General features: G+C 44.2%; 23 protein-coding genes and 1 pseudogene. 20 read left to right on the top strand and 4 right to left on the bottom strand.

Annotation, left to right across the window (positions count from 1 at the left end):
- Positions 1-8: 8 nt before the first annotated feature.
- On the bottom strand, positions 9-1,394 hold the full coding sequence (lpdA, locus tag HNR77_RS06345) for a dihydrolipoyl dehydrogenase (RefSeq protein ID WP_184181810.1): 1,386 nt from the start codon (positions 1,392-1,394) through the stop codon (positions 9-11).
- Between the two features lie 230 nt (positions 1,395-1,624).
- On the opposite strand from lpdA, the gene HNR77_RS06350 reads away from it, so the two are divergent.
- The 6 genes from HNR77_RS06350 (at position 1,625) to HNR77_RS06375 (ending at position 6,391) form a co-directional block, all read left to right on the top strand.
- A complete protein-coding gene (locus HNR77_RS06350; RefSeq protein WP_184181812.1) occupies positions 1,625-2,239 on the top strand; it encodes a TetR/AcrR family transcriptional regulator in 615 nt (204 codons plus the stop codon).
- Between the two features lie 4 nt (positions 2,240-2,243).
- Complete coding sequence (locus tag HNR77_RS06355) at positions 2,244-2,666, top strand: GNAT family N-acetyltransferase (RefSeq protein WP_184181814.1); 423 nt, start codon at positions 2,244-2,246, stop codon at positions 2,664-2,666.
- Between the two features lie 10 nt (positions 2,667-2,676).
- A complete protein-coding gene (locus tag HNR77_RS06360) occupies positions 2,677-3,045 on the top strand; it encodes a DUF4180 domain-containing protein (protein WP_184181816.1) in 369 nt (122 codons plus the stop codon).
- Positions 3,046-3,272: 227 nt separating this feature from the next.
- Positions 3,273-4,877 (top strand): xylulokinase, encoded by a 1,605-nt coding sequence (locus HNR77_RS06365; RefSeq protein ID WP_184181818.1) that lies wholly within the window; start codon positions 3,273-3,275, stop codon positions 4,875-4,877.
- Between the two features lie 425 nt (positions 4,878-5,302).
- Positions 5,303-5,908: a TetR/AcrR family transcriptional regulator gene (locus HNR77_RS06370; protein ID WP_184181820.1), complete on the top strand. Its 606-nt coding sequence runs from the start codon at positions 5,303-5,305 to the stop codon at positions 5,906-5,908.
- Positions 5,909-5,944: 36 nt separating this feature from the next.
- On the top strand, positions 5,945-6,391 hold the full coding sequence (locus HNR77_RS06375; protein ID WP_184181822.1) for a DoxX family protein: 447 nt from the start codon (positions 5,945-5,947) through the stop codon (positions 6,389-6,391).
- Positions 6,392-6,547: 156 nt separating this feature from the next.
- Here the strand turns inward: HNR77_RS06375 and HNR77_RS06380 are convergent, their stop codons facing one another.
- Positions 6,548-7,429, bottom strand: coding sequence for an alpha/beta hydrolase (locus tag HNR77_RS06380; RefSeq protein WP_184181824.1), 882 nt, complete (start codon positions 7,427-7,429; stop codon positions 6,548-6,550).
- 103 nt (positions 7,430-7,532) lie between these two features.
- Here HNR77_RS06380 and HNR77_RS06385 point away from each other — a divergent pair, with 103 nt between their 5' ends.
- From HNR77_RS06385 to HNR77_RS06435, 11 genes and pseudogenes are all read left to right on the top strand, one after another.
- A complete protein-coding gene (locus HNR77_RS06385) occupies positions 7,533-8,447 on the top strand; it encodes a LysR family transcriptional regulator (protein ID WP_184181826.1) in 915 nt (304 codons plus the stop codon).
- A 153-nt stretch (positions 8,448-8,600) separates the two neighbouring features.
- Positions 8,601-9,452 carry a DegV family protein gene (locus HNR77_RS06390; protein ID WP_184181828.1) on the top strand — a complete coding sequence of 284 codons (852 nt, stop codon included), beginning with the start codon at positions 8,601-8,603 and terminating at the stop codon, positions 9,450-9,452.
- A 337-nt stretch (positions 9,453-9,789) separates the two neighbouring features.
- Positions 9,790-10,803, top strand: coding sequence for a phosphotransferase enzyme family protein (locus HNR77_RS06395; RefSeq protein WP_221443714.1), 1,014 nt, complete (start codon positions 9,790-9,792; stop codon positions 10,801-10,803).
- A 44-nt stretch (positions 10,804-10,847) separates the two neighbouring features.
- A pseudogene (locus tag HNR77_RS06400) lies at positions 10,848-11,078 on the top strand (alpha-amylase family glycosyl hydrolase); the annotation flags it as partial.
- A 105-nt stretch (positions 11,079-11,183) separates the two neighbouring features.
- Complete coding sequence (locus tag HNR77_RS06405; RefSeq protein ID WP_184181930.1) at positions 11,184-11,453, top strand: metal-sensitive transcriptional regulator; 270 nt, start codon at positions 11,184-11,186, stop codon at positions 11,451-11,453.
- Positions 11,454-11,577: 124 nt separating this feature from the next.
- Positions 11,578-11,898, top strand: coding sequence for a rhodanese-like domain-containing protein (locus HNR77_RS06410; protein WP_184181830.1), 321 nt, complete (start codon positions 11,578-11,580; stop codon positions 11,896-11,898).
- A 50-nt stretch (positions 11,899-11,948) separates the two neighbouring features.
- Complete coding sequence (locus tag HNR77_RS06415; RefSeq protein ID WP_184181832.1) at positions 11,949-12,347, top strand: rhodanese-like domain-containing protein; 399 nt, start codon at positions 11,949-11,951, stop codon at positions 12,345-12,347.
- A 276-nt stretch (positions 12,348-12,623) separates the two neighbouring features.
- The gene (locus HNR77_RS06420; RefSeq protein ID WP_184181834.1) at positions 12,624-13,247 is read left to right on the top strand and encodes a DUF2239 family protein; all 624 of its coding nucleotides are present in this window, start codon (positions 12,624-12,626) and stop codon (positions 13,245-13,247) included.
- A 61-nt stretch (positions 13,248-13,308) separates the two neighbouring features.
- Entirely contained in the window at positions 13,309-13,743 is a 435-nt protein-coding gene (locus HNR77_RS06425; RefSeq protein WP_221443715.1) for a DUF1330 domain-containing protein, read from the top strand.
- A 16-nt stretch (positions 13,744-13,759) separates the two neighbouring features.
- Positions 13,760-14,653 carry an alpha/beta fold hydrolase gene (locus HNR77_RS06430; RefSeq protein ID WP_184181836.1) on the top strand — a complete coding sequence of 298 codons (894 nt, stop codon included), beginning with the start codon at positions 13,760-13,762 and terminating at the stop codon, positions 14,651-14,653.
- Positions 14,654-14,883: 230 nt separating this feature from the next.
- Complete coding sequence (locus tag HNR77_RS06435; RefSeq protein WP_184181838.1) at positions 14,884-15,864, top strand: patatin-like phospholipase family protein; 981 nt, start codon at positions 14,884-14,886, stop codon at positions 15,862-15,864.
- Positions 15,865-16,192: 328 nt separating this feature from the next.
- On the opposite strand, the gene HNR77_RS06440 is transcribed toward HNR77_RS06435, so the two are convergent.
- On the bottom strand, positions 16,193-17,350 hold the full coding sequence (locus HNR77_RS06440) for a serine hydrolase domain-containing protein (protein WP_184181840.1): 1,158 nt from the start codon (positions 17,348-17,350) through the stop codon (positions 16,193-16,195).
- A gap of 171 nt (positions 17,351-17,521) precedes the next feature.
- Between HNR77_RS06440 and HNR77_RS06445 the strand changes: the two genes are divergently transcribed.
- Positions 17,522-17,965 (top strand): Lrp/AsnC family transcriptional regulator, encoded by a 444-nt coding sequence (locus HNR77_RS06445; protein ID WP_184181934.1) that lies wholly within the window; start codon positions 17,522-17,524, stop codon positions 17,963-17,965.
- Positions 17,966-17,972: 7 nt separating this feature from the next.
- Here HNR77_RS06445 and HNR77_RS06450 read toward each other — a convergent pair whose 3' ends face one another.
- Positions 17,973-19,172: an MFS transporter gene (locus HNR77_RS06450; RefSeq protein WP_184181841.1), complete on the bottom strand. Its 1,200-nt coding sequence runs from the start codon at positions 19,170-19,172 to the stop codon at positions 17,973-17,975.
- A 546-nt stretch (positions 19,173-19,718) separates the two neighbouring features.
- On the opposite strand from HNR77_RS06450, the gene HNR77_RS06455 reads away from it, so the two are divergent.
- Both HNR77_RS06455 and HNR77_RS06460 read left to right on the top strand, forming a co-directional pair.
- Positions 19,719-20,294, top strand: a complete 576-nt coding sequence (locus HNR77_RS06455) for a phosphotransferase (protein ID WP_184181843.1) — start codon at positions 19,719-19,721, stop codon at positions 20,292-20,294.
- A 382-nt stretch (positions 20,295-20,676) separates the two neighbouring features.
- A complete protein-coding gene (locus tag HNR77_RS06460) occupies positions 20,677-21,513 on the top strand; it encodes a class I SAM-dependent methyltransferase (protein ID WP_184181845.1) in 837 nt (278 codons plus the stop codon).
- Positions 21,514-21,829 lie beyond the last annotated feature (316 nt).

The following is a 21,829-nucleotide window of genomic DNA, read 5'->3' on the forward strand; positions in this document are numbered from 1 at the left end:
CCCTATTTTTAATTTTTCCCCATTTTCCGGCAGGCATGTTCTGCTGCCTCCATGATGATCTCCCCCAACGTCGGGTGGGGATGAATGGTCATCGCCAAATCCTCCACCGTTGCGCCCATCTCAATTGCAAGCGACAGCTCGGATATGAGGGTAGAAGCCTCAGCACCAACAATCTGTGCACCTAATACAAGACCGGTTGTGGCATGAGCAACGATTTTGACAAAACCTTCGGTTTCCTTCAGAGCCAGAGCACGACCATTAATAGAAAAAACGGATTTCCCAACGATAACCGGGATGGATTGTTGCTTGCACGACGTCTCGCTTAACCCTACACTTGTTACTTCTGGATGTGAGAACACAACCAGCGGAAGTGCCTTGTAGTCAATCGCGGACGGTTGGCCTGCGATCGCTTCTGCTGCAATCTTTGCTTCATACGAAGCTTTATGAGCGAGAGCAGGGCCTTGAACGATATCGCCAATCGCATAAATATGCGGGATAGCCGTTCTGCACTGCTCGTCGACCTCGATAAAACCTCTTGAATCAGAGGTCAAACCGATATGTTCGAGCCCGAGAGCTCCGTCCGTATTGGGTTTTCGACCCACGGTTACCAGTGCATATTCAGCCTGTATAACATACGGTTCATTCTGACGTGTGTAATGCAGATCAATATAGCTGCTATGCTGCTCGGCACCTGAAACCTTAGCACCTGTAATCATCGTGATGCCATCCTTCTGCAGCTGGCGAATGACAGGGGACACAATTTCACTTTCGAATCCGGGCAGCACTTGCTCACCGCCCTCCAGAATGGTTACGTTAGCACCGAACCTGCCAAACATCTGACCCAGCTCTACTCCGATATAACCACCGCCAACGACAACCAGACTCTTGGGAATATGAGGGAGGGACAGTGCTTCAGTGGAGGACAGGATGCGACCGCCAAAGGGAAGAGAAGGGATCTCAATCGGGCGAGACCCCGTTGCCAAAATGAGATGTTTAAAGCCGATCTGCTGCTCACCGTTTTCAGCATGATGTATCCGGGCCGTATGAGCATCGATTAAGCGAGCTTCGCCTTCCAGAAGGGTAACACCCGCCGTTTTTAGCAAAAACTGAACTCCTCCAGACTGCTTGTTAACCACTGCCTGCTTGAAAGCTTGAGCTTGCGGATAAGCATCAGCTTCGTGAACTGCCCCGAACTGCTTGCGTATATGAAAACGCTCTGCTTCTGCAATCAGCGCTTTGGAAGGAATACATCCCACATGTGTACACACACCACCAACCTGCTCACGCTCTACAATGGCGGTCTTCATACCAAGCTGTGACGAGCGCAATGCGGCAACATAACCTCCTGGTCCTGAGCCAATGACTAAAGTATCTACGAGTTCTAACTGTTTCATTGTGGAGCACCTCCGGGTTTAAAATATGATGAACGTAATATATTATAGTCATCATATTTTAAAGGAGTCAATATGCGATTTGGATTGTATTTTGTTTGTACAACGTACTCTCATCAGAATTGACACCCATACAATATGATGGTTATAATATTTTATAGCTACATTAAAAACTATTAGAACTACTATATGAATTGGAATATTTTAGAGTTATATTAAGGAGTGGAAGTCACATGCCTTATCCCGAAGGGCATAAGCTCAAAGTGCGACAGCATATTATCACCAGTGCGGCAAAAGCTTTCCGAACCCACGGGGTTCAAAACATCAGTCTTCCCTACATTATGAAGGGGGCGGGGCTGACACATGGAGGGTTCTACTCTCATTTTGAGAACAAGGATCAGCTTGTGATGGAGACATGTCAGTTTGCCATTGGTGATACCATTGAAACGTTACAGCGCGTCGCTGACAAAAACAAGGATGAAGATAAGCTGCGCATTGAGGCCGTGATTGAATTTTATTTAAGCCCCCTTCATCGGGATCAGTCAGAGATTGGGTGTATTCTGCCCGCTTTGTCGGGAGAAATACCTCAATTATCGAAGGAGATTCGCGAAGCCTACACCCAGGAGTTACAGCGCTTTATCGAGTTTGTCACAAACATGGCAGAGATCGATACTTCTGCCGGGTACGCGCTGGTAAGCAGTATGGTCGGTTCAGTTGCTCTGGCACGTGCGGTCAGCGATTCAAAGCTCAGCGATGACTTGTTGCAAGCTGGACTGATGCAGGCCAAACGAATTATAGAAACGGCCACCCATGAAACCACAACACCAAATAAAGAGCAGGGGGATTGATCGAATGATCATAAGAGAAGCGAATATTGAAGACATTCCACAATTAAGAAAAATATATCTGGATTCCCGTCGTGAAAGCTTCCATTGGGCCAATGCCGATGAGATGTCGCTTGACGATTTTGATCGGGATACATCAGAAGAACAAATTCTGCTGGCAGAGGAAGACGGTCAAGTGCTTGGATTTGCTTCGCTGTACGTACCAGACCGCTTTATTCATAATTTATTCGTGCACCCGTCTGCTGCGGGCAAAGGCGCGGGTAAACTGCTGCTTCAGCAATCCGTCGAAGAACTGGGAACACCCGTTACATTGAAATGTGTGTCTGACAACCATAACGCACTTGGTTTCTACAAGAAGCAAGGCTGGCAGCCTGTTGTAGAAGAAGGCGAACCTGGGTCAAGATATTGGGTCATGAAATTTGAGAAATGAGTGAATAAAAATGAACATTAAAAAAATCAACGAAAATGGCGTAACTATTGCTTACGTTACTGGCAGTGAACAATTAATTACAGATGTTCAGTCTGCGATCGATCTCATGGCAACGGTTAGATATGAAGTCGATTGTCACCGCATTATTGTTAACAAAGCTGATGTATGTGAAGAGTTCTTTGATCTGAAAACACGTTTGGCAGGAGAAGTGCTTCAAAAGTTCATCAACTATCAGACCAAAATTGCAATCGTCGGTGACTTCTCGAGTTACACCAGTAAAAGCCTCAAAGACTTTATTTATGAGAGCAATAATGGTAATGATATATTCTTCCTGCCAGATGAACAGCAGGCTGTTGAAAAGCTGAGCAGCTTAAAGTGAGTAGGGAGATATTTAGACAACACTGATGAGACATGTTTTGTTCTCATTTGCGTAGACGGTTGGTCATCCTTCTAATTAACGCAAAGAGAGAATAAGAGATGTCTTTTTACATTTTATCAACAAACTTAGTTTATCCAATATACAAAGTCTCTTGAACATGTTATCATCTCATCATAAATACAATTTAAAGCGCATTCATCAACATATAAGGTGGTGCATCGAGCCCAATGGATCAACATCTTAAACAAGCGATCGTCAGCGGAGAAAGCTCACTTGGTATTGAATTTGGTTCTACACGAATCAAAGCTGCCCTGATCAATAACCAGTTTGAAATTATCGCTTCCAGCAGTTATGAATGGGAAAATCAACGAATCGGTCATTATTGGACCTATCATCAACTTGAGATGGTTCATGGGTTACAAGATGTATATGGTCAACTCAAGCAACAGGTTATGACAAACTATGGAGTAAAGCTGCAAAAAATAGGTGCCATCGGATGCTCTGGCATGATGCAGGGGTATATTGTTCTGAATGAATCAGGAGAACTATTAGTTCCATTTCGTACATGGCGTAATGCCACCACGAGTACAGCAGCAACTTGCTTGACCCGACAATTTCAATTTAAAATTCCAGAGCGATGGAGTATTGCACACCTGTATCAAGCCATCTTAAACAATGAGGAACATGTCAAGCACATTAAATATATAACAACGTTGTCAGGTTACATGCACTTTCTTCTAACAGGAAGTAAAGCTATCGGTGCAGGCGATGCTTCAGGCATGTTCCCGATTGACAGGACAACATGCAGATACAATGAGAAGATGCTTGCACAGTTTAACGAGCTCATTAGCGATAAAGCTTACCCTTGGCATGTTGAAGACATTTTACCTTCTGTACTTACGGCTGGTGAACATGCTGGTTATCTTCACGAGACCGGTGCACGACTTATCGACCCATCTGGCGATCTGCAAGCTGGCATTCCGTTCTGCCCCCCGGAAGGTGATGCCGGAACAGGCATGGTTGCTACGAATAGTATCCAAACGCGCAGCGGCAATATATCGGCAGGCACATCCATTTTTGCAATGTTCGTTCTGGACAAAGATATCGGGGTGTATCCCGAGATTGATATTGTCGCTACACCTGATGGAAACCCGGTTGCCATGGTCCTGGCCAACAATTGCACCAGTGATATCAACGCATGGATCAGAGTGTTCCATGAATGCTGTGAGGCCATGGGATTAGAAATTGACCACAATCATTTATTTCATGTTCTGTTTAATAAAGCGATGGAGGCAGACCCCGACGGCGGCGGTTTGTTGAGTTATGGTTACTATTCCGGTGAGAACATTACTAAAATAAGCAAAGGGCGTCCGCTATTTGTCCGTTCTCCCGAAAGTCGATTTAATCTGGCTAATTTGATGAGGACACATCTGTTCAGTGCATTTGGCGCATTAAGACTTGGAATGGATATTTTGACGCAAAAGGAGAATGTAACTGTCGACCATATTCTGGCACATGGAGGATTATTTAAAACGCCCCTTGTCGCTCAAAAAATATGTGCAGCTGCACTTGATGTTCCCGTATCCGTGATGTCAACTGCTGCTGAAGGCGGATCATGGGGAATAGCCGTATTAGCTTCCTATATGATTCAGAAGAAGAAAAACGAGAGCTTGGTGGATTTTCTAACACTTCAAGTGTTTAATGGTATAGAAGCGAGCAGGGTGGAGCCAGACCGTATTGACGTGCACGGATTTGCCCGATTCATGGAACGTTACAAGAAAGGGCTTGCCATTGAGCAAGCCGCAGTAGATCATTTTATAGAAAAGGATTGAGAATGATTGACAGATAAATACGTCTGGGGAATATTCGTCGCGGATGTTTCGGCCAATTTCCCCAATTTCTATCCCATAGGCATATACAGCACAAAAGAGTCAGCCATGAAAGAAATCCTTTCTCTCCCACGAGATCACAATGTTCAACTACTGCAGCTGCCATTGAATCGTAATTTTGCATATTATCACAAAAAGAACGGTAAATTGGTGGGCATGGATTCCGTATCTCATGAGCATTTTCATTTTAAAGATGAAGACTGCGATTGAAACGATCAGGCTGTAACGCAACTTGAGGCTGTGGTGCAGCAATACGACTCGTTTTCCATACGTTGACGTTCTTAGGAAAGAGGAATGTCATCGCACACCTATTTACAAACCGCTGGTCGGTTTATATAATGGAGGTAACATATTGGGGAGGACTTCTGATGAAAAATGAAGATCGACGTAAACAGACAACAGAGCAGCTGTTAAAAGCAACAAAGGAACTTCTGCATGAGAAGGGCTGCCATTCCATTACCTTGAAAGAAATTATGGAGCGATCCGGCTTGTCCAAAGGGGCCATCTTTCATTACGTTAAAACCAAAGACGAAATTTTTGTCTGGATCCTTCTTGAGCATCTCGACATGATTCATGAAGCTGTATTAAATAACGTTGCTGAAGCCGAGATCAAAACGTTCGAGGGACCGATGCAGATTATCGCAGCCAATCTATCGGGGATGGAGGACCGGGAGCTGATTACGAATAAGGTTCTAGCGTATTTGCTTGGGAAAGAAGATGATCCTGAAGTATCCGAAGCTTTGCAGCAGTTCTACGATACCTCGGTTAAACATTCTGCTCACTGGATTAAACTTGGGCAGCAGCATCAGGTCATTAACCGTTCTGTTGACGCTAATAGTATGGGAGAACTCTTTGTACTGCTTTCCATGGGATTACGTGTGCGAAGCTTTATGAAAACGAACAATCAGGACGGACTTAAACCAAAGGAACTTGCTTCATTTATGGCAGAGACATTAAGAACTGCTTCACAATAACACATTCACTAACGAATGATGAAAAGGGGATGCACCATGGCACCATTTATCGTATTATGTACAACGTTTCTCCTGTTCCGTGGAATCGGCTGGCTTGGCGTTCCAATGCTGGATCATTGGTATCCCGCTCTCCAGCTTGCAGTAGCGCTTATGTTCCTGATGACCGCATCGGCTCACTGGGGCAAACGAAGAACAGATCTGTTGAATATGGTCCCGCCGGGCATCACGAACAAAGAGCGGGCAGTAACCTGGACAGGCATACTCGAAATTGCAGGCGCTGCAGGCCTTCTTATACCTGGGGTTGACTGGATTGCCTCAATTGGACTTTTGTTTATGTTGATCGGTATGTTTCCTGCAAACATCCATGCGGCACGCAAAAAATTGACCATCAATGGAAAGCAGGTACTGCCCGTGTTTCCCCGCTTGCTGCTCCAATTATTTTTTATCACGGCCGTTGTCCTGGCCTCACCATGGTTCAAATAAAGAAACTGGCCCAACCTTCAGCTCAGGCGGATGTTGGGCTTTTTGATGTTTCTGAACATTCTTTTCATATAACGTATGATCACAGTCAGGACACTTCCAGATGTTCAACAGGGCAGTATTTTCGGTTGCTTATATCTGAGGAGTTGATCTCAGCATTTAGCTTTTGATGATATCGACAATTTGCTTGAGTGCCTTTTTGGCTTCGGGGATTGGGAACACCGGGAATACATGGTTCATCTTAGGGTATTCAAAGTAGTTGATAGCAACGGATTGCCGGGCTGCTTTTTCTTTGAATTTACGTGCATCCGGAAGGAAAAATTCATGGGTTCCGATAAACACCGATATTTTACCCAGGTTTTTGATCTCGCCATGGAGTGGGCTGACCAGGTAATGCGAGCGTGGCAGTTCACCTGCATATCGTTTGCCCGACTCAACCAACATGTCCCAATTCAGCATCGGCTCCTTATCAATCATAGCCATGACCTCGGGGCTGCTCAATGTAACATCAAGCCATGGTGACAATAAAATAATGTCTTTTGGCTGCGGCAATCCTTGTTCTTTCAAATACTGCGCGAAGGCGAGAGAAAGGCCACCACCCGCGGAATCACCCATAATGGTGATGTTTTCTGGTTTAGCTATTTTCAAGATATGCTGATAGACGTTCAGCACACTTTCAATCGCTTCCATACATTGATGATTCGGAGCCTTTGGATATATTGGGGCATATACCGTACAATTTAATTGCTCCGTCAAATGATCCAGAAAATGCCAGTGCCATGTCAGCGGCTGCTCAACATATCCTCCGCCGGGCAAATATAGAACGATCCGTTCATCAGATCGAGACTTGGATTTCATCATATAAGTATCTACCGGGAGGCTCTGATCCTTGGTTATACTGTATTTATGTTTTAGCTTTGAAGGAACTTCATAAGGCACACTATTGATCTTTCTGCGTTCTTCCATGAAATCATGTACATTCATTTTTCTTTTGGTTATTTTGAGCAACAATTCTACAAGAAAACTTCGAATACTACGCATAATACCGACCTCCTTGGACCCCATCATACATGATTAGCATTATAAAAGATATTTAATTATAATTTAGTATCATAAACTTTTATTTAAGGATAGGGAGAATGAGATGAACATTACCCAGTTGCAGTATTTGATATCCGCTGCACAATTCGGTTCATTTACCAAGGCAGCAAGTGTGCATCATCTAACCGTACCTACAATCAGCCAATCCATCAGGCAGCTTGAAGAAGAGATGGACACCATTATTTTTCATCGCACCAAAAAGGGGGTTGCTCTCACAGCCGAAGGCGAGTTGGTCTTGAAGCATGCAGCAGCTATTTTGAAAAATATAGAAAGCATGCAGCACGAATTGCTCACGCTAAAGGAAGATCATATAGAGAGCATCACGATAGCCACCATTCCCGGATTTGTTCCGCAAGTCGTTCAGGGTACGTTAGAGCTCATGCAAAGTTATCCCGCACTCAAGGTGCAGATGATCGAAGGGGATACACAAACTGTGATGAAGCATGTACAGGACGGTTATGCAAACATGGGTTTATTATCCTACAGTAAAAGTCAACAGAACTCTTCGTTTGAATGGGCGCCGCTCGTAGACGGTAATGCCGTAATCATTATGAATACTAGTTCACCACTACGTTATTTCAAAACGATATCTCCACAAATTCTGGAAAATGAGGTGTTTGTTCTTTATAAAGATGAACATATCGAAAATATTGCCCATTATCTGATGTCTGCCAGTGCTGGTAATCGTATATCTCTGATTACAAATAATACGGATGCATTGGTTCAGATGGTCGTTAAAGGGAATGCAATTACCATTGCGCCCGATTTCATCGTTAACGCCTTGTCCTCCACCTATAAGGAACAGCTCGTCACAGTCCCAATTGAACAGCTCAGTTCTGATAACAAAGCTATATTGGGCAGAATTACAAAAGTGAATGAGCCGGTTCCTAAAATGGTTGAAGAATTTACAACCAGACTTACAGATCGGGTTAATCATATTAGTCACCAGATGGATTAAATGACATACCTGGAGTAAATATGAGTATCAACTTTCTATCGTTCTCATAGAAAAGTTGACTCGCATCCCAAAATGATATAATTTTGTATCAAATGATATTTCAATTTATACATTTAACAAATCCTACGAGAATGGATGGATGCAGCTATGGGAATGACCTCGAACATTAAATTAATGGTGGACAGCACCTCAGATTTATCTAAGGAACTACTTGACCGTTACGATATCAGCGTTGTGCCGTTATATGTCGTTATGGGTTCTCAATCGTACAAGGACAATATAGATATCACCACTGGAGAGCTGTACCGCCGCTCCGATGAAGAGGGCATCATTCCCAAAACTGCCGCGCCATCACCGGCTGATTTCATTCGTTTTTTCGAACAGGAGCTTGAGGAAGGCAAACAGATCTTATATATCAGCATGTCATCCAAGGTGTCGTCTACTAATCAGAATGCACACATTGCAGTCTCCGAGCTGCCGGATGGGCAGATTCATATCGTCGATTCAATGCACTTGTCTGCAAGTTATGCCATACTGGTGGTACGGGCAGCCCGGGCACTCGAAGCAGGACACTCGCTGGAGCAGGTCATCAAGGATATTGAAAATGTACGAGAGAAGGTTAATATTGACGTATTAGTGGACCGTTTGGATTATTTGTATAAGGGTGGTCGAGTGAGCAGTTTACAGCATTTAATTGGCAATGTCCTCAAAGTACGCCCTGTGCTGAATATTATTCAGGGAGAAGTGCGCTCTATTCAGAAGTATCGCGGAAAAATGGAAAAGGCGCTGGACGGAGTAGTACAGAAAATCGTTACGCGTAAAAGCGAAATTTGTCCAAACGTACTTATTATCGCTCAAACCTTTGCAGAGAAAATGACGGAAAGATTACATGCTTCGCTTATGCAGACAAATCATTTTAAAGACATTATTCTGATTGAAGGCGGTTGTGTCATCGGCTCTCATACGGGTCCTGGTACAATTGCTGTCAGCTATATCGATTTGTAAATATAGATCCAACCATCTCCTCCAAGTATACTTGGAGGTTTTTTTGTGAAAAAACAGGAAGTTGTTGAATTAAGTATAACCCTGAATTGAATTCAAACTTGAATGAGAAAGGCTGGTAATTACACTGAATCATGCCGCGCATACATCCGGTCATTCCAACGAGCACAAGAATGATGAGCTGGGCGCTCCCATCATCTTCAGGAATGTTATGTAAGGAATGAATATAAAACAGACTCTGCCTATAATTGAAGATCAGCTTCCCTGTAAACTACAGATATGGATACTTTGTAATACATGTTCATATGACACTAAACGTCAGGAAAAGGGGATACTCATCATGTTTCATTTTGAATCAGAGAAAGAACTTCAGCAGACGCTGCTTCAATGTAAACAGGCCGCTTTACAGGCACTATCCAATTATCAGCTGGACTGGGAGCAGATTCGATTCAACCAGCTCTCGGGCACATGTACCTTTGTATTGGAAACACAGGAGAAGCAAAAGCTTTTGCTTCGAATTCATTCGGGAACGGATATACAGGAGATTGAATCTGAATTATTATTCCTTGAATCTCTTCATACAAACAGTGATCTGATCATACCTCAAGGGCTTGTAAGCGCTGCCGGCTCCAGAGTAATTGCACTCGAACGAGATGGTGATGTTGAATATCATGCCACATTACTAAGATGGGTTGAGGGTGAGCATTCGCATGGGGCGCTTACGGATGATCAGGTGTATCAGGAAGGTGTGCTTTTGGCTAAACTGCATCAAGCCACCGAGGGTTTGACGTTCGCCCAAAGCTCCAATTTCAAACTTCCTGCATGGGGTCAGCAGACATTTCAGCAAGCCTGGGCTCGATTAACGAAGTATTACAGCAACTTTCTGCGTGAAGCAGAATTCCAGCTTTATCGTGAAGCCGCCGACCGGGTTTCCTCATGGCTCGCCACACTTTCGGTTGGAAATAACAGCTACGGCTTGATCCATGGAGACCTCCATCAGGGCAATATTGTTTTTCATGACGGGCAGCCTCGCGCCATTGATTTTGGAAGATGTGGCTACGGATTCTTTACATACGATATGGCCCATGTGATTCTGGGACTGTATCCCGCACAAAGAAAATTAGTCATTCAAGGCTACGAAAGCATCAGAACGCTGGATCAAGATTGGTATGCTGCATTAGAGGCATTTGCCGTGATGGTCCTGATTGAAAATACCAGCCATCATGCCCCCAATCCTCGGGAAACCGAGAGTCTTCAAGCGGAGCAGCCATACGCTCAAGCGATCCTTCAGCACTATTTAGACGGAAAACCATTTCTGTTTAATGCCATTGAGATTCATCAGGATTCCAGATGACTTGGAACATCCCGATGTGTTTGCTTACAAACGAAAGTTACATGTACATCTGGAGAGACGGCAGGAACGAAGAGGAGCCCAACAACTGGGAAAGCATCTTTGGCGGCTCGGCCTGGCAATACGACGAAACTACAGGGCAGTATTATCTTCATCTGTTCTCCAAAAAACAACCGGACCTCAACTGGGCCAATGCCGAGGTTCGTAAATCCATCTACCAGATGATGAACTGGTGGATGGACAAAGGCATTGACGGCTTTCGGGTGGATGCGATCAGCCCCGCTGGTTCGAATATGAACCAGCGCTTTGTGTGTAAATTGGTACAATGGCGAATTTTCATTTATAATATACCCATACAGGTATGCATAAGGAGCGACATCGAAATGGAGTATAACTATACAGATAGCTTGAAAACACGTTTACGGAGAATTGAAGGTCAGGTTCGGGGTGTTTTGCGTTTAATGGATGAAGGAAAACCATGTAAAGAAGTCGTGGCTCAACTGTCTGCGGTTCGTAATGCCTCTGACAAAGCACTTGCTCAGATGGTTGCCGAGAATCTCCAGCAGTGCATCATGGCAGAGCAGGAATCAGGCAACAAGGATACAGACAAGCTGGTGAAAGAAGCGATCGAACTGCTTGTGAAAAGCAGATAGCTGAACATATTTCCATTCAGAGCTTGAGCAGGCTCTAATCTCACGTTATAATACCCATAGGGGTATATGTTTATTTACGTAGTTAGCTGCGTTTCAAACCAAAACAGATTGGAGACAGATTGAGATGGCGTTTCAGATTCCAAAGGCAATTACACCGCAAGAGGTAGCAGCACAGTTAAAACAAGGAAAACAGCTGTTTCTGCTGGATGTTCGGGAGGAAGCGGAGTGGATTGAAGGTCATGTACAAGGGGCAAAACATATTCCGTTAGGACAGTTAATGGAACGGGTAGAAGAGCTGCCTGAATCTGAGGAGATCATCGTGATGTGTCGTAGCGGTAACCGCAGTGGTCTGGCCTGTGAGCTTTTGCATGAGAAAGGACTACAGATTGTGAATATGACAGGTGGTCTTGGCAGCTGGACGGACTACGATCAATTGGTTAGATGAAGCCTGTGAACTGTTGTAACCCAAGCACGTGTGAAGAAAGGATGTCATGAATGACACTGGTATTTATCGCAGTCGCAATCGGTATCATATGGCTTATTATTCAGCTGTGGCCAGTCTCCTCACTAACCTATGTGAACAGCAAGGAGTGGGACCCGTCACACCAACGGTGGTCTGATGTCAAAATGCTGGATGTCAGGGACTCAAGCGAGTTTTGGCAAAATCATATCCCGGGTTCAATCAATATTTCCATTGGCCGTTTGTCCGCAGTCTGGATGAAGGAGCTGTCACCGGATCAGGAAGTCATGATCTTCTCACGGAATTGGCTTTCCCGTCAAAAAGCTGCACGCATTCTGGCACGCCGTGGCTTCAAACGTTTGTATGCCGTCAAAAGCTGTTATTTTGCTATGAATGGAAAGGAAGATTCCTGTGAGCGCAAATGCTGTTATTAATATCGGCATTCTAATCTTCAAGGCGGCATAATGGAGCAAAACCTATTCTCAACATGCATTAGAAAATATCATAGCATTTCTTGAGGGAAGTCCAGTTCGAAAGCTCAGTGTATAAACTCTAAAAAAGTATGAACTACAAACTTGACTATAATTGATAACAGCAGTCCATCCATCGGGCTGCTGTTTTGTTTTAGCTAAAATAATTAAACCCGGGTAATATTGACTTTGTGTTTTTATCCGGGTAATATTAGTAAAGCATCAAAAAGGAGGCATTCTATGCAAGCTTCATCAAATCCAATCAGCTGCACTGCTTTTGTAGATCAAGCATGCTTCGCCAAAGGCTCATTACAGCATGTTGTGACCACCGTGAAGGATTCTCTGGAGGACAGCAAACTTGCACAAATTGTTATTTTCAATGATGGAACAGGTAAGCCAATCGACGTTGACTTTCGCGGGAGCACAGTTGAAGTGCTTGACCGATTAAGTAGTGAGAGTGGGGAAGGGTATGCTTCGGTTACAAAAGAAAAAGAAAATGAGCAGCCCGCTCGCAAGGTTGGTCGTCCCAAGCTAGGCGTCGTATCGGGTGAAGTTACGCTGCTCCCCAGACAATGGGAATGGCTCAAGGCTCAACCCGGGGGCGCTTCTGTAACACTCCGAAAACTGATTGACGAGGCCCGCCGTGTGGGAGAGAGCGAAAGTAAAGTTCGCGCCGCTCAAGAAGCAGCGTATCATTTTATGACTGCAATGGCAGGGGATCTTAATCAATATGAGGAGGCTTTGAGAGCATTGTATGCCGGAAATGAAGCTCTCTTTCACGAATTAATTGATGATTGGACACCAGATATCAGAGACTATGTTAAGTCTTTAGCCAAGGGTGCGTTTATGCAGGAAGACAATTAATGCAGCACTAACCCTGTGTGCAAAAGCACAACAGATCCAGAAGGAAAGTGAGGAGTACAACTTGATTGAAGCAGCTCGTTACATTGAACCGACTCAAAATAGCGGCATGAAGTTAATGCGACGAAAACTTAAAGGCAGTATATTCATGTTGAATCTGTTGCATTTTCGTGAAATCGCTGACTATTCCTCTCATCCTGATCTAACCCCTGAGCAGCCGATTAGCGGAGAGGAAGCATTTCAGCGTTACATTCAGCACACACTTCCGTTTTTAGAAGAAAGCGGAGGCGAGATTGTTTTTATGGGCAAAGGCGGAGAGTTTCTGATTGGTCCCGAAGCTGAGCAATGGGATTTTGTCATGTTGATCCGACAGAGCAGCATAGAGTCATTCGTTGCCTTTTCGGATCATGCATCTTACCTGGAAGGGATCGGACATCGAACTGCCGCCATCGAAGATTCACGACTATTGCCTATTACAGAGTTACCGAAATATAAATAAGAAGGAGAACATAACAATGAATATGTTAAACGTTAACGGTATTGATCTTGCTTATGACAGTTATGGCGATGAGCACCATGAAACCATTCTCTTGATTGCCGGACTGGGAACACAAATGATCCGATGGACTGTTCCATTTTGCGAAATGTTGGCGGAAAAAGGATACAGAGTAATTCGTTTTGATAATCGGGACACCGGGTTATCTACCCATTTTAGTGATCACGAAACACTGGATTTTGAAGCACTTGCCAGAACACTGATGTCAGGACAACGCCCGAATATTCCTTACACGCTTGAGGATATGTCCAATGATACGATTGGATTGTTAGATGCACTGGGCATCGCGAAAGCACATATCGTCGGACGTTCCATGGGCGGCATGATTGCCCAGCTTACTGCTAGCCGTTATCCCGAGCGTGTGCTCTCGCTGACTTCTATCATGTCAACCACAGGCAATCCCGAACTTCCGCCAACCTCGCCAGAAGTGATGGCGTTAATGACTCGTCCGGCTCCAAACCCGAGAGAAGATGAAGCAGGTTACCTTGCCCAAAGCACAGCTTTTGCCAGACGGATTGCAGGGAAGGGCTATCCGTTTAACGAGAACGAGTATCACTCGATGATTCGTGAGGAATTGCAGCGAGCTTATGATCCGGGTAGTATCGGAAGGCAAATTGCAGCTATTGCCGTATCCGGCGATCGGCGTCCCCAACTCGCAAAAGTAGTTGCGCCAACGTTAGTCATCCATGGAGCGGAAGATCCCATGTTTGTGCCAGCATGTGGTGAAGACACGGCGAAAGCTATCTCGGGTGCTGAGTTTATGTTGCTTGAAGGCATGGGGCATGATTTGCCAGAACAGCTATTTGAAAAGGTCATTGACGGAATTGTGCGAACAGCTCGGCGCAAAGTTTAGCAGGTTGAAATGGCAAGCGACTAGACAGGCATATGGACGAATTACGGGCCACAATCTTTAAATGACATGTACCATTGCGATAAACATTTAATTGTAATTCTAACAGCAGCGCCTCTTAGGCTGCTGTTTTTTTAGTTGTGCAAAGAAAACCATTTCTTAAAGTGAATAATTTAGTTTACAAAACCAATAATACAAAAATTAAAAATTTCATTTTGTAAGGAGGATAAAAAATGAAGGCAGATGCGGTCTTTGAAGGTGGGGGCGTCAAAGGAATTGCTTTTGTGGGTGCCTTAGAGGTGATGGAGGCCAAAGGGTATACTTGGAACAAACTTGCAGGGACATCAGCTGGAGCAATTGTTGCAGCATTATTAGCCTCCGGCTACAACAGTGCTGAGATTCGCAATTTGATGAGTTCGCTTGATTATACGAAGCTGCTTGGACGGACAGGAATGAACAAATTGCCTCTGTTTAACAAGACCCTTCCATTAATATTTGATTCTGGAATCTATAGCAATCACATTTTAGAGCAAGTGATACACGATTGGCTGAAACGAAAGAACATTGTAACGTTTGGCGACCTTCCAGAAGGAAAGCTCTCAATTATCGCCTCCAATATAAGTAATGGTAAGATCGTCGTTTTCCCCAATGATTTGCCTCATTACGGACTGAAGGCTTCCGAGTTTCCCATTGCTGCAGCTGTGCGAATGAGCACGACACTGCCTTTCTTTTTTAAACCTTATCTGTGGCATACGCCATTACAGAAGAAACCGTATTATATGTTGGACGGAGGCATGCTCAGTAATTTTCCTATCTGGCTCTTTGATGTGGATGGGATTCCACGGTGGCCAACCTTTGGATTCCGGTTATCAGAAAAGCGTACGTATGCGCAATCTATGGATATTAACGGTCCGGTTTCTTTGCTCAAAGGAATATTCAAAACCATGCTACAGGCCCATGATCAAAGACATGCAGATGAACATACGGAAGAACGAACCGTGTTTATTCCCACTGGAAAAGTAACAACGACGAAGTTTGATTTGACGGAAGAAGATCAGAATTTCTTACTCTCATCGGGGCATGCTGCAGCAGAGAAATTTCTGGAACATTGGGATTTCGAGATGTACAAGAAGAAGTTCAGAGAAAATCAGGCACCCAATCCGATGGGAATGTATTTCGAGGAACAGCAGGAGACATCCCGAATTTATCACTAACTCTGTCTTCCCATGATATATAGACATTAAGGAACAAACATGACCACTCGGTGAACGGGTGGTCATGAAGACTTAACAGTCATATATCCTGCCTGTTTTATTATCCACTGCACATCGATCCTCTTTAGCTGGCTGCGCAACAATCGTACTCGCAAGACGCTTTTCAAGTTCATCGATATCCATCGTTGCACCTAACGAAACAAAAGATTTTATAACAAGTTTGTGGGGCGCGAACAATTGCAAAAAAACAGCCACAGTCCTCGACTCGAAAAATAAAGTCATGGACTGCGACTGGTGTAACGACCTCTTTATGCGTCTAAGTAAACATTTAAAGCAATGCTTTGTAAACAGATTCACACAGCTCCGTGGTAAACCTGCCTGACATGCCCTCAATCGCAGTATTGGTAAATGCTACAACACTAAGCTCCTCACTCGGATCAACAAACCAGGAGTGACCATAGGTACCACCCATGCGCCATGTACCCGGCGATTCAGGTGTATTGGCAGCAGCCGGGTCTTTTAACAGCGTAAATCCAAGTCCAAAACCTCGCCCAGGCCAATAGGGCATGGCAAGATCACCAATCTGATTGGTTGTCATTTCTGTGACGAGATTCCTCGGCAGAATCGGATGTCCTCCTTGTCGTAAAACTTCCAGGAGTTTAAGAAAATCTCCCGCGCTGCCAATCATACCGGCTCCCCCGGAAGGATATGCTGACTGATCAGCAAACCTGTCAGGTGAAAGGAGGAAGCCCGCAGTTCCCTCCAGGAAAGGTACCGAATCCAACTCATGCAATCGCCGCGGTTCTTCCTCTCCGTCTGCGTATGCCGTGGTCAATCTGTCTATATCCACAGGGCTGAAATCGGTGTCCATCATAAAGAGGGGATGTGTTACAAGCAGCTGAACCGCTTCACGCAGCGGCATGGCCGTAACCTTTTCAATAACTGCTCCAAGTACATCTGTTGCGATAGAATACCTCCACATGGTTCCCGGCTTATACAGAAGCGGGGCAGAAGCAAGCCTGCGCAGATTCTCTTCCAAAGTTATTCCCGCTAGTTCCATGCCGTCCGATACCCCTGCCAGCGCATAAGTTCCCCCTTCTTCCTGAAAGAATCGATAGGTTAAGCCAGCAGTGTGTGTCATCAATTGTTGGATCGTTATAGAGGTATGTTGTCCGTTTGGCAGCTTGGGACAAAATCCAGGCAGCCATTTCTCCACAGGATCATCTAAATGCAGTCTGCCTTTCGAAATTAATACTAAAGCTGCCGTGGATACAACAGGCTTGGTTACCGAAGCATATCTGAACAAAGCATCCTCCTGCATCGGTCGTTGCTGCTCGCGGTCGGCCCAGCCGGCAGGCCTGCTGTATACAAGCTCCCCGCCTTTTGAGATTTGCACGACAGCACCTACAATTCTTTTCTCCTCAAGTGTGCGATTAATGACTGCATTAACTTCATTATGCAGTAATTCAATATCCATTTTTCTCATCGTCTTACTCCTTTTCTACAGTGATTTACTTGATTATTTATAGCAAGTGTGTTTATTATATAAATAATTTGTAACGCCTTACATAAGACAAACAAGGTAAATAAATTGATTTGCAGTGATTACAAAGGTATTCTGAAGAAATTACTTTATAAAAGAAGGATGGCGATCACCCTGGACGAAATTGATAAACATATACTGCTCCATCTGCAGAATCAGGCCAGATTATCGATGACAGATTTAGGAAAGCTGGTGGGGCTGTCTCAGCCAGCCGTTACTGAACGTGTAAAACGCATGGAAGAAAAGGGAGTTATCGAGGAATACCGAACCGTCATATCTTCGCAAAAATTGGGAAAGCAATGCACAGCCTATATGCTTGTTCGGACTCGGAATTGTTATCCTTTTCTTGATTTTTGTCGTTCTTCACCAGAAGTCATAGAATGTTCCCGCATCAGTGGAGAGCATAACTATTTATTGAAGGTCCTCACAGAAACAACTCAGGAACTGGAGGAGTTTGAAAATCGTTGCGATCAATTTGGCACCTATACTACGCTAATTGTGATGTCTTCACCGATTGCTTACAAAAACCTGATTGAAGAAGCGAATTTACTCACATAAGACTCCTTCAGGAAGGAAAGCCATGCTTTCTAGTCAGCCATACTGCAAGCAGGGAGGGAATCAAGAGGAGCAGTAAGGTGCCTGGAAGAAAGGCGGCTCCAAGCCATTCGAGAAATAAGCCGCCAATAATACCTCCCCCGCCGATGGCCACATTCCATGTTGTAACCAGCATGGATTGGGCTATATCTGCATTTTCCCTCCCGGCTTGTGCAATGGCTGTTTGCAGCAAAGTGGCAGCTCCGCCAAATGTGAGTCCCCATACAGAAACCCCGATCATGATGATGGCCGGTTGATTCATTCCCAAGCCCAAGGATAGAGAAGCCAAAGCAAAGCCCGTGATGCTGATTAGAACCAGTATTCTTAGAAAGCGGTCAATCAGCAGACCTATCACCCAAATGCCAGCAACCGAGGTGACTCCAAAAATAAGCAGAACCAAATCCACGCGTTCAGATAACGCAGTTTCCGCAAGATACGGTGCAATATAAGTGTATAGAATATTATGAGCTAACACCCATGCAAGCACGACAAACAGAATCGGTCGTACCCCCGGCATCAGGAACACCTTGTGAATCGGGAGCTGTTCACCTGCAGTTTCTCCTTTAAAATCCGGTACCTTCCAGAGTAACCAGCCAATAAGGACTACAGTTAGCAACGATACTGCTCCAAAAATAAGACGCCATCCTGTATAAGCACCTAAAAAAGTGCCTAAGGGAACGCCCAGCGCCAACGCCAACGGGGTGCCCATCATCGCTACAGCCATTGCTTTACCCTTCTGCGCATCAGGCACCATACGCCGTGCATAACCAGCTGTCATTCCCCACAGAACTCCTGCCGAGACACCTGCAAAGAAACGCGCCACAAGTGTAAGCACATAAACGGAAGATAGTGCGGTGATCGTATTAAATACAAGAAAGCCAACGATACACAGCAGCAGAAGCGGGCGACGTCTCCAGCCTCGGGTAGCTGTTGTTAAAGGAATGGCTGCCAGAAGTGATCCAACCGCGTAGAGCGTAATCCATTGTCCAGCGAGTGCTTCTGTGACCCCTAGATCTTTTGCAATCTGCGGCAGCAATCCAGCAGGCAGGCTTTCTGTAAGAATGCAGATGAATACTGCCATGGCCAAGGCCAGCAGCTCAATCCACGGAAAACGTTTGGAAGACGACAACTCAGCGTTGTCTTTCCTTACAAGAGCAATGTTTGAGTTCACGAAAAAATCTCCTTTATTTATTTTGGCCGCTATAGAAAATTCAGCCTCCATATAAGCATATATAAATCAAACACGGAGCTACATAGATGAATAAAGGCAGATACAGCGAAAAAAGAGGAACTTGCTTTTATTTTTATAGAAAATTCATGATTTTAAAGGCAAAAAAGCAGCATCGTCAGATGCCGCCTGTGTATGGTGTCAAACACTTCCAAAAATGATCTCAGCAAAGCTATTGTTTACTGACTATTGAGTTATATCGATTACTATAAAGATCAACTAAAGCACCCGGTTGACGTAGAGTAGATATATTTTCCTGAAACAGGTATATTTCTAGTGAGCTGACTTTATTGGTAAAGGCCAGCTGGTTCCATATTTTATACCGTATACTTATGAATGGATGAGGGCAATTGATGGAAATGAATCATGAGCTTCAAAATCTTTTGCAGCACACAATAAAGGAATATATACATCCTACAGCAGAAATTCTAAACATCGAGACCACGCCTATACATTCGGGTACACAGGCCGTGCATTTGATGCGTCATCATGTACAATGCAAGATATCCTATCAAATATCAAGTATATCTCTTGTTTCAAAACAAGCTGCCCGAGATAGACACTCGCTATGTTGAAAAAATGATTGGCGAGTATTGGAAACCGCAGTGGCAAGCAGTTAAACAATATGAACAATTCATCGAGCTTTTTGGCGACTATATACCCATTATAGAATCAGCAGCAGATGCCATTTTAAAGGACATACAGCATGTATTAAACGATCAGAGCAGTCAAACCTTGATTCATAACGATCTTAACCCAGGCAACGTTCTGGTTCGTCAAAATACGGAGGTCATCTTTATTGATTGGGAGGAGGCTAAATACGGCTCATTGTTCCTCGACATCGCTATGCGCTGTAGGACGCCGGAACAAATGAATGGCTACAGGGAATTGCTATCTGCCCAGAACATAGAATTTACAGATCATCATTGGAATCAAATGTACACCATCGCTTCTCGTTACCTGGGGCTTCGATACATGACTGGGAATCTGGGAGCTTGGACTACTCAGCCGAATGCCAAAGATCAGCTGAGAGGGTATTTGGATATGGTGGCGGGAGATCGCTAATGGATTCGCAAGGGCATGGTTCGACGTATGATGAATGATCAAGACAAACGCTGCTGACGGTTAAGGAAGCACATGATCATGTCACACGTGGTCTAGAGCCTGACGAAATAAATCAATCAAAAGTGACATTAGATAAGTTGTACCGAAATGTGAGAGAAGATTAATTAGAATTTATACGGGTAATGCACTCGACCATAAACATGCCATAGCATGTAAATAAACTGAATTCTATTCGACTATGTCTTGGGAATTTCAGGATGATAATCAGGTCAGGTCGCAGTAATAAATGCAAGCGGATTTGGAGGAGGTGGTTGTATGAGTGAAAGCGATATTACTGATATTGCTCCGATTTTAGAACTAAATAGTAAAGGGAGATGCTTTCATGAGTTACAACCCCGAAATTCCAAGAAACCGATATGATAACTATGGTGACCGTGAATGGACACGTCTTGAAAAAGATGGACATGGCGAGCTTTTGTATCAGGTACATCTTGATATTTTGAAGCGTTATGTTAAGCCTGCGGATAGAGTGTTAGAGATTGGTGCGGGATCAGGAAGATATACGAAAGATCTCGCCGTCATGTGTTCCGAATTAACCGCTGCTGATCTATCCAGTCATCAAATTGAATTCAACAAAGCCAAAATGCGCGAGCTGTCGCTGATTGACAAAATCAAGGCATACCATGTTCTGGATGTTCTGGACATGCGTATTTTCGAGAACTCTTCCTTCGATTGCGTTGTATGTATAGGCGGCGTAATCAATTACCTTTTGGACAAAGAGAACGATGGAATTCAAGAAATGTTAAGACTTCTCAAACCGAATGGCATATTAATTGTGGGTGCTATGAGCTTCATCGGGGCTTCGCTGTATTATCTTGAAGGAATCAGGTATGAAAAAGACCAGTTCGGGATGGAAGCAACAAAATGGCTCATGGACACAGGGGTTCAGGATGAAGAGCATTATCCCGTCCCAAGCAAGCATTTCATTCATATGATGAGAAGCACCGAATTGGATGCATTACTTGCTCTGTTTCCAGTTAGGGTTCAGGAGAGAAGCTCTGCCGGACTATACACGCAAGCTGGAGATTCTGCCCTGGATCATGCGCGCAACGATCCGGAATTTTGGAAGCTGATTGTTGAAAAAGAAATTGAATTCACCAAATTACCGGGCACTCTTGATGCTGGCATGAATCTCATCTATGTTGTACAAAAGCTGTAAATTGCAAGGAGTGAGCATTTGAAAATAGAATTGCCTCATTTTAGATTTCTTGCGTTTAATCACAATAATCAGCTTGTGGGGCAGGTTGGTTTAGACTAATCCGATCATACGTATCGAAGGACAAACATAAAATCCTCATTGAAGTCGCTATTTTAGCGACTTTTTTGCTATGCCGAGTCTTCTCTTTTATGTGAATACAAGGAATTACATCGTTCGAAATAGAATACAAATAAGATTGATTGTCTTATTTTCCAATAATGATCAAACGGGTTAAGTAAGACGATTCAATTATAAAAGGATGTTCATCGTTGTCCTT

Origin of the sequence: Paenibacillus sp. JGP012 (assembly GCF_014203995.1) — a bacterium.
GTDB lineage: Bacteria > Bacillota > Bacilli > Paenibacillales > Paenibacillaceae > Paenibacillus > Paenibacillus silvae.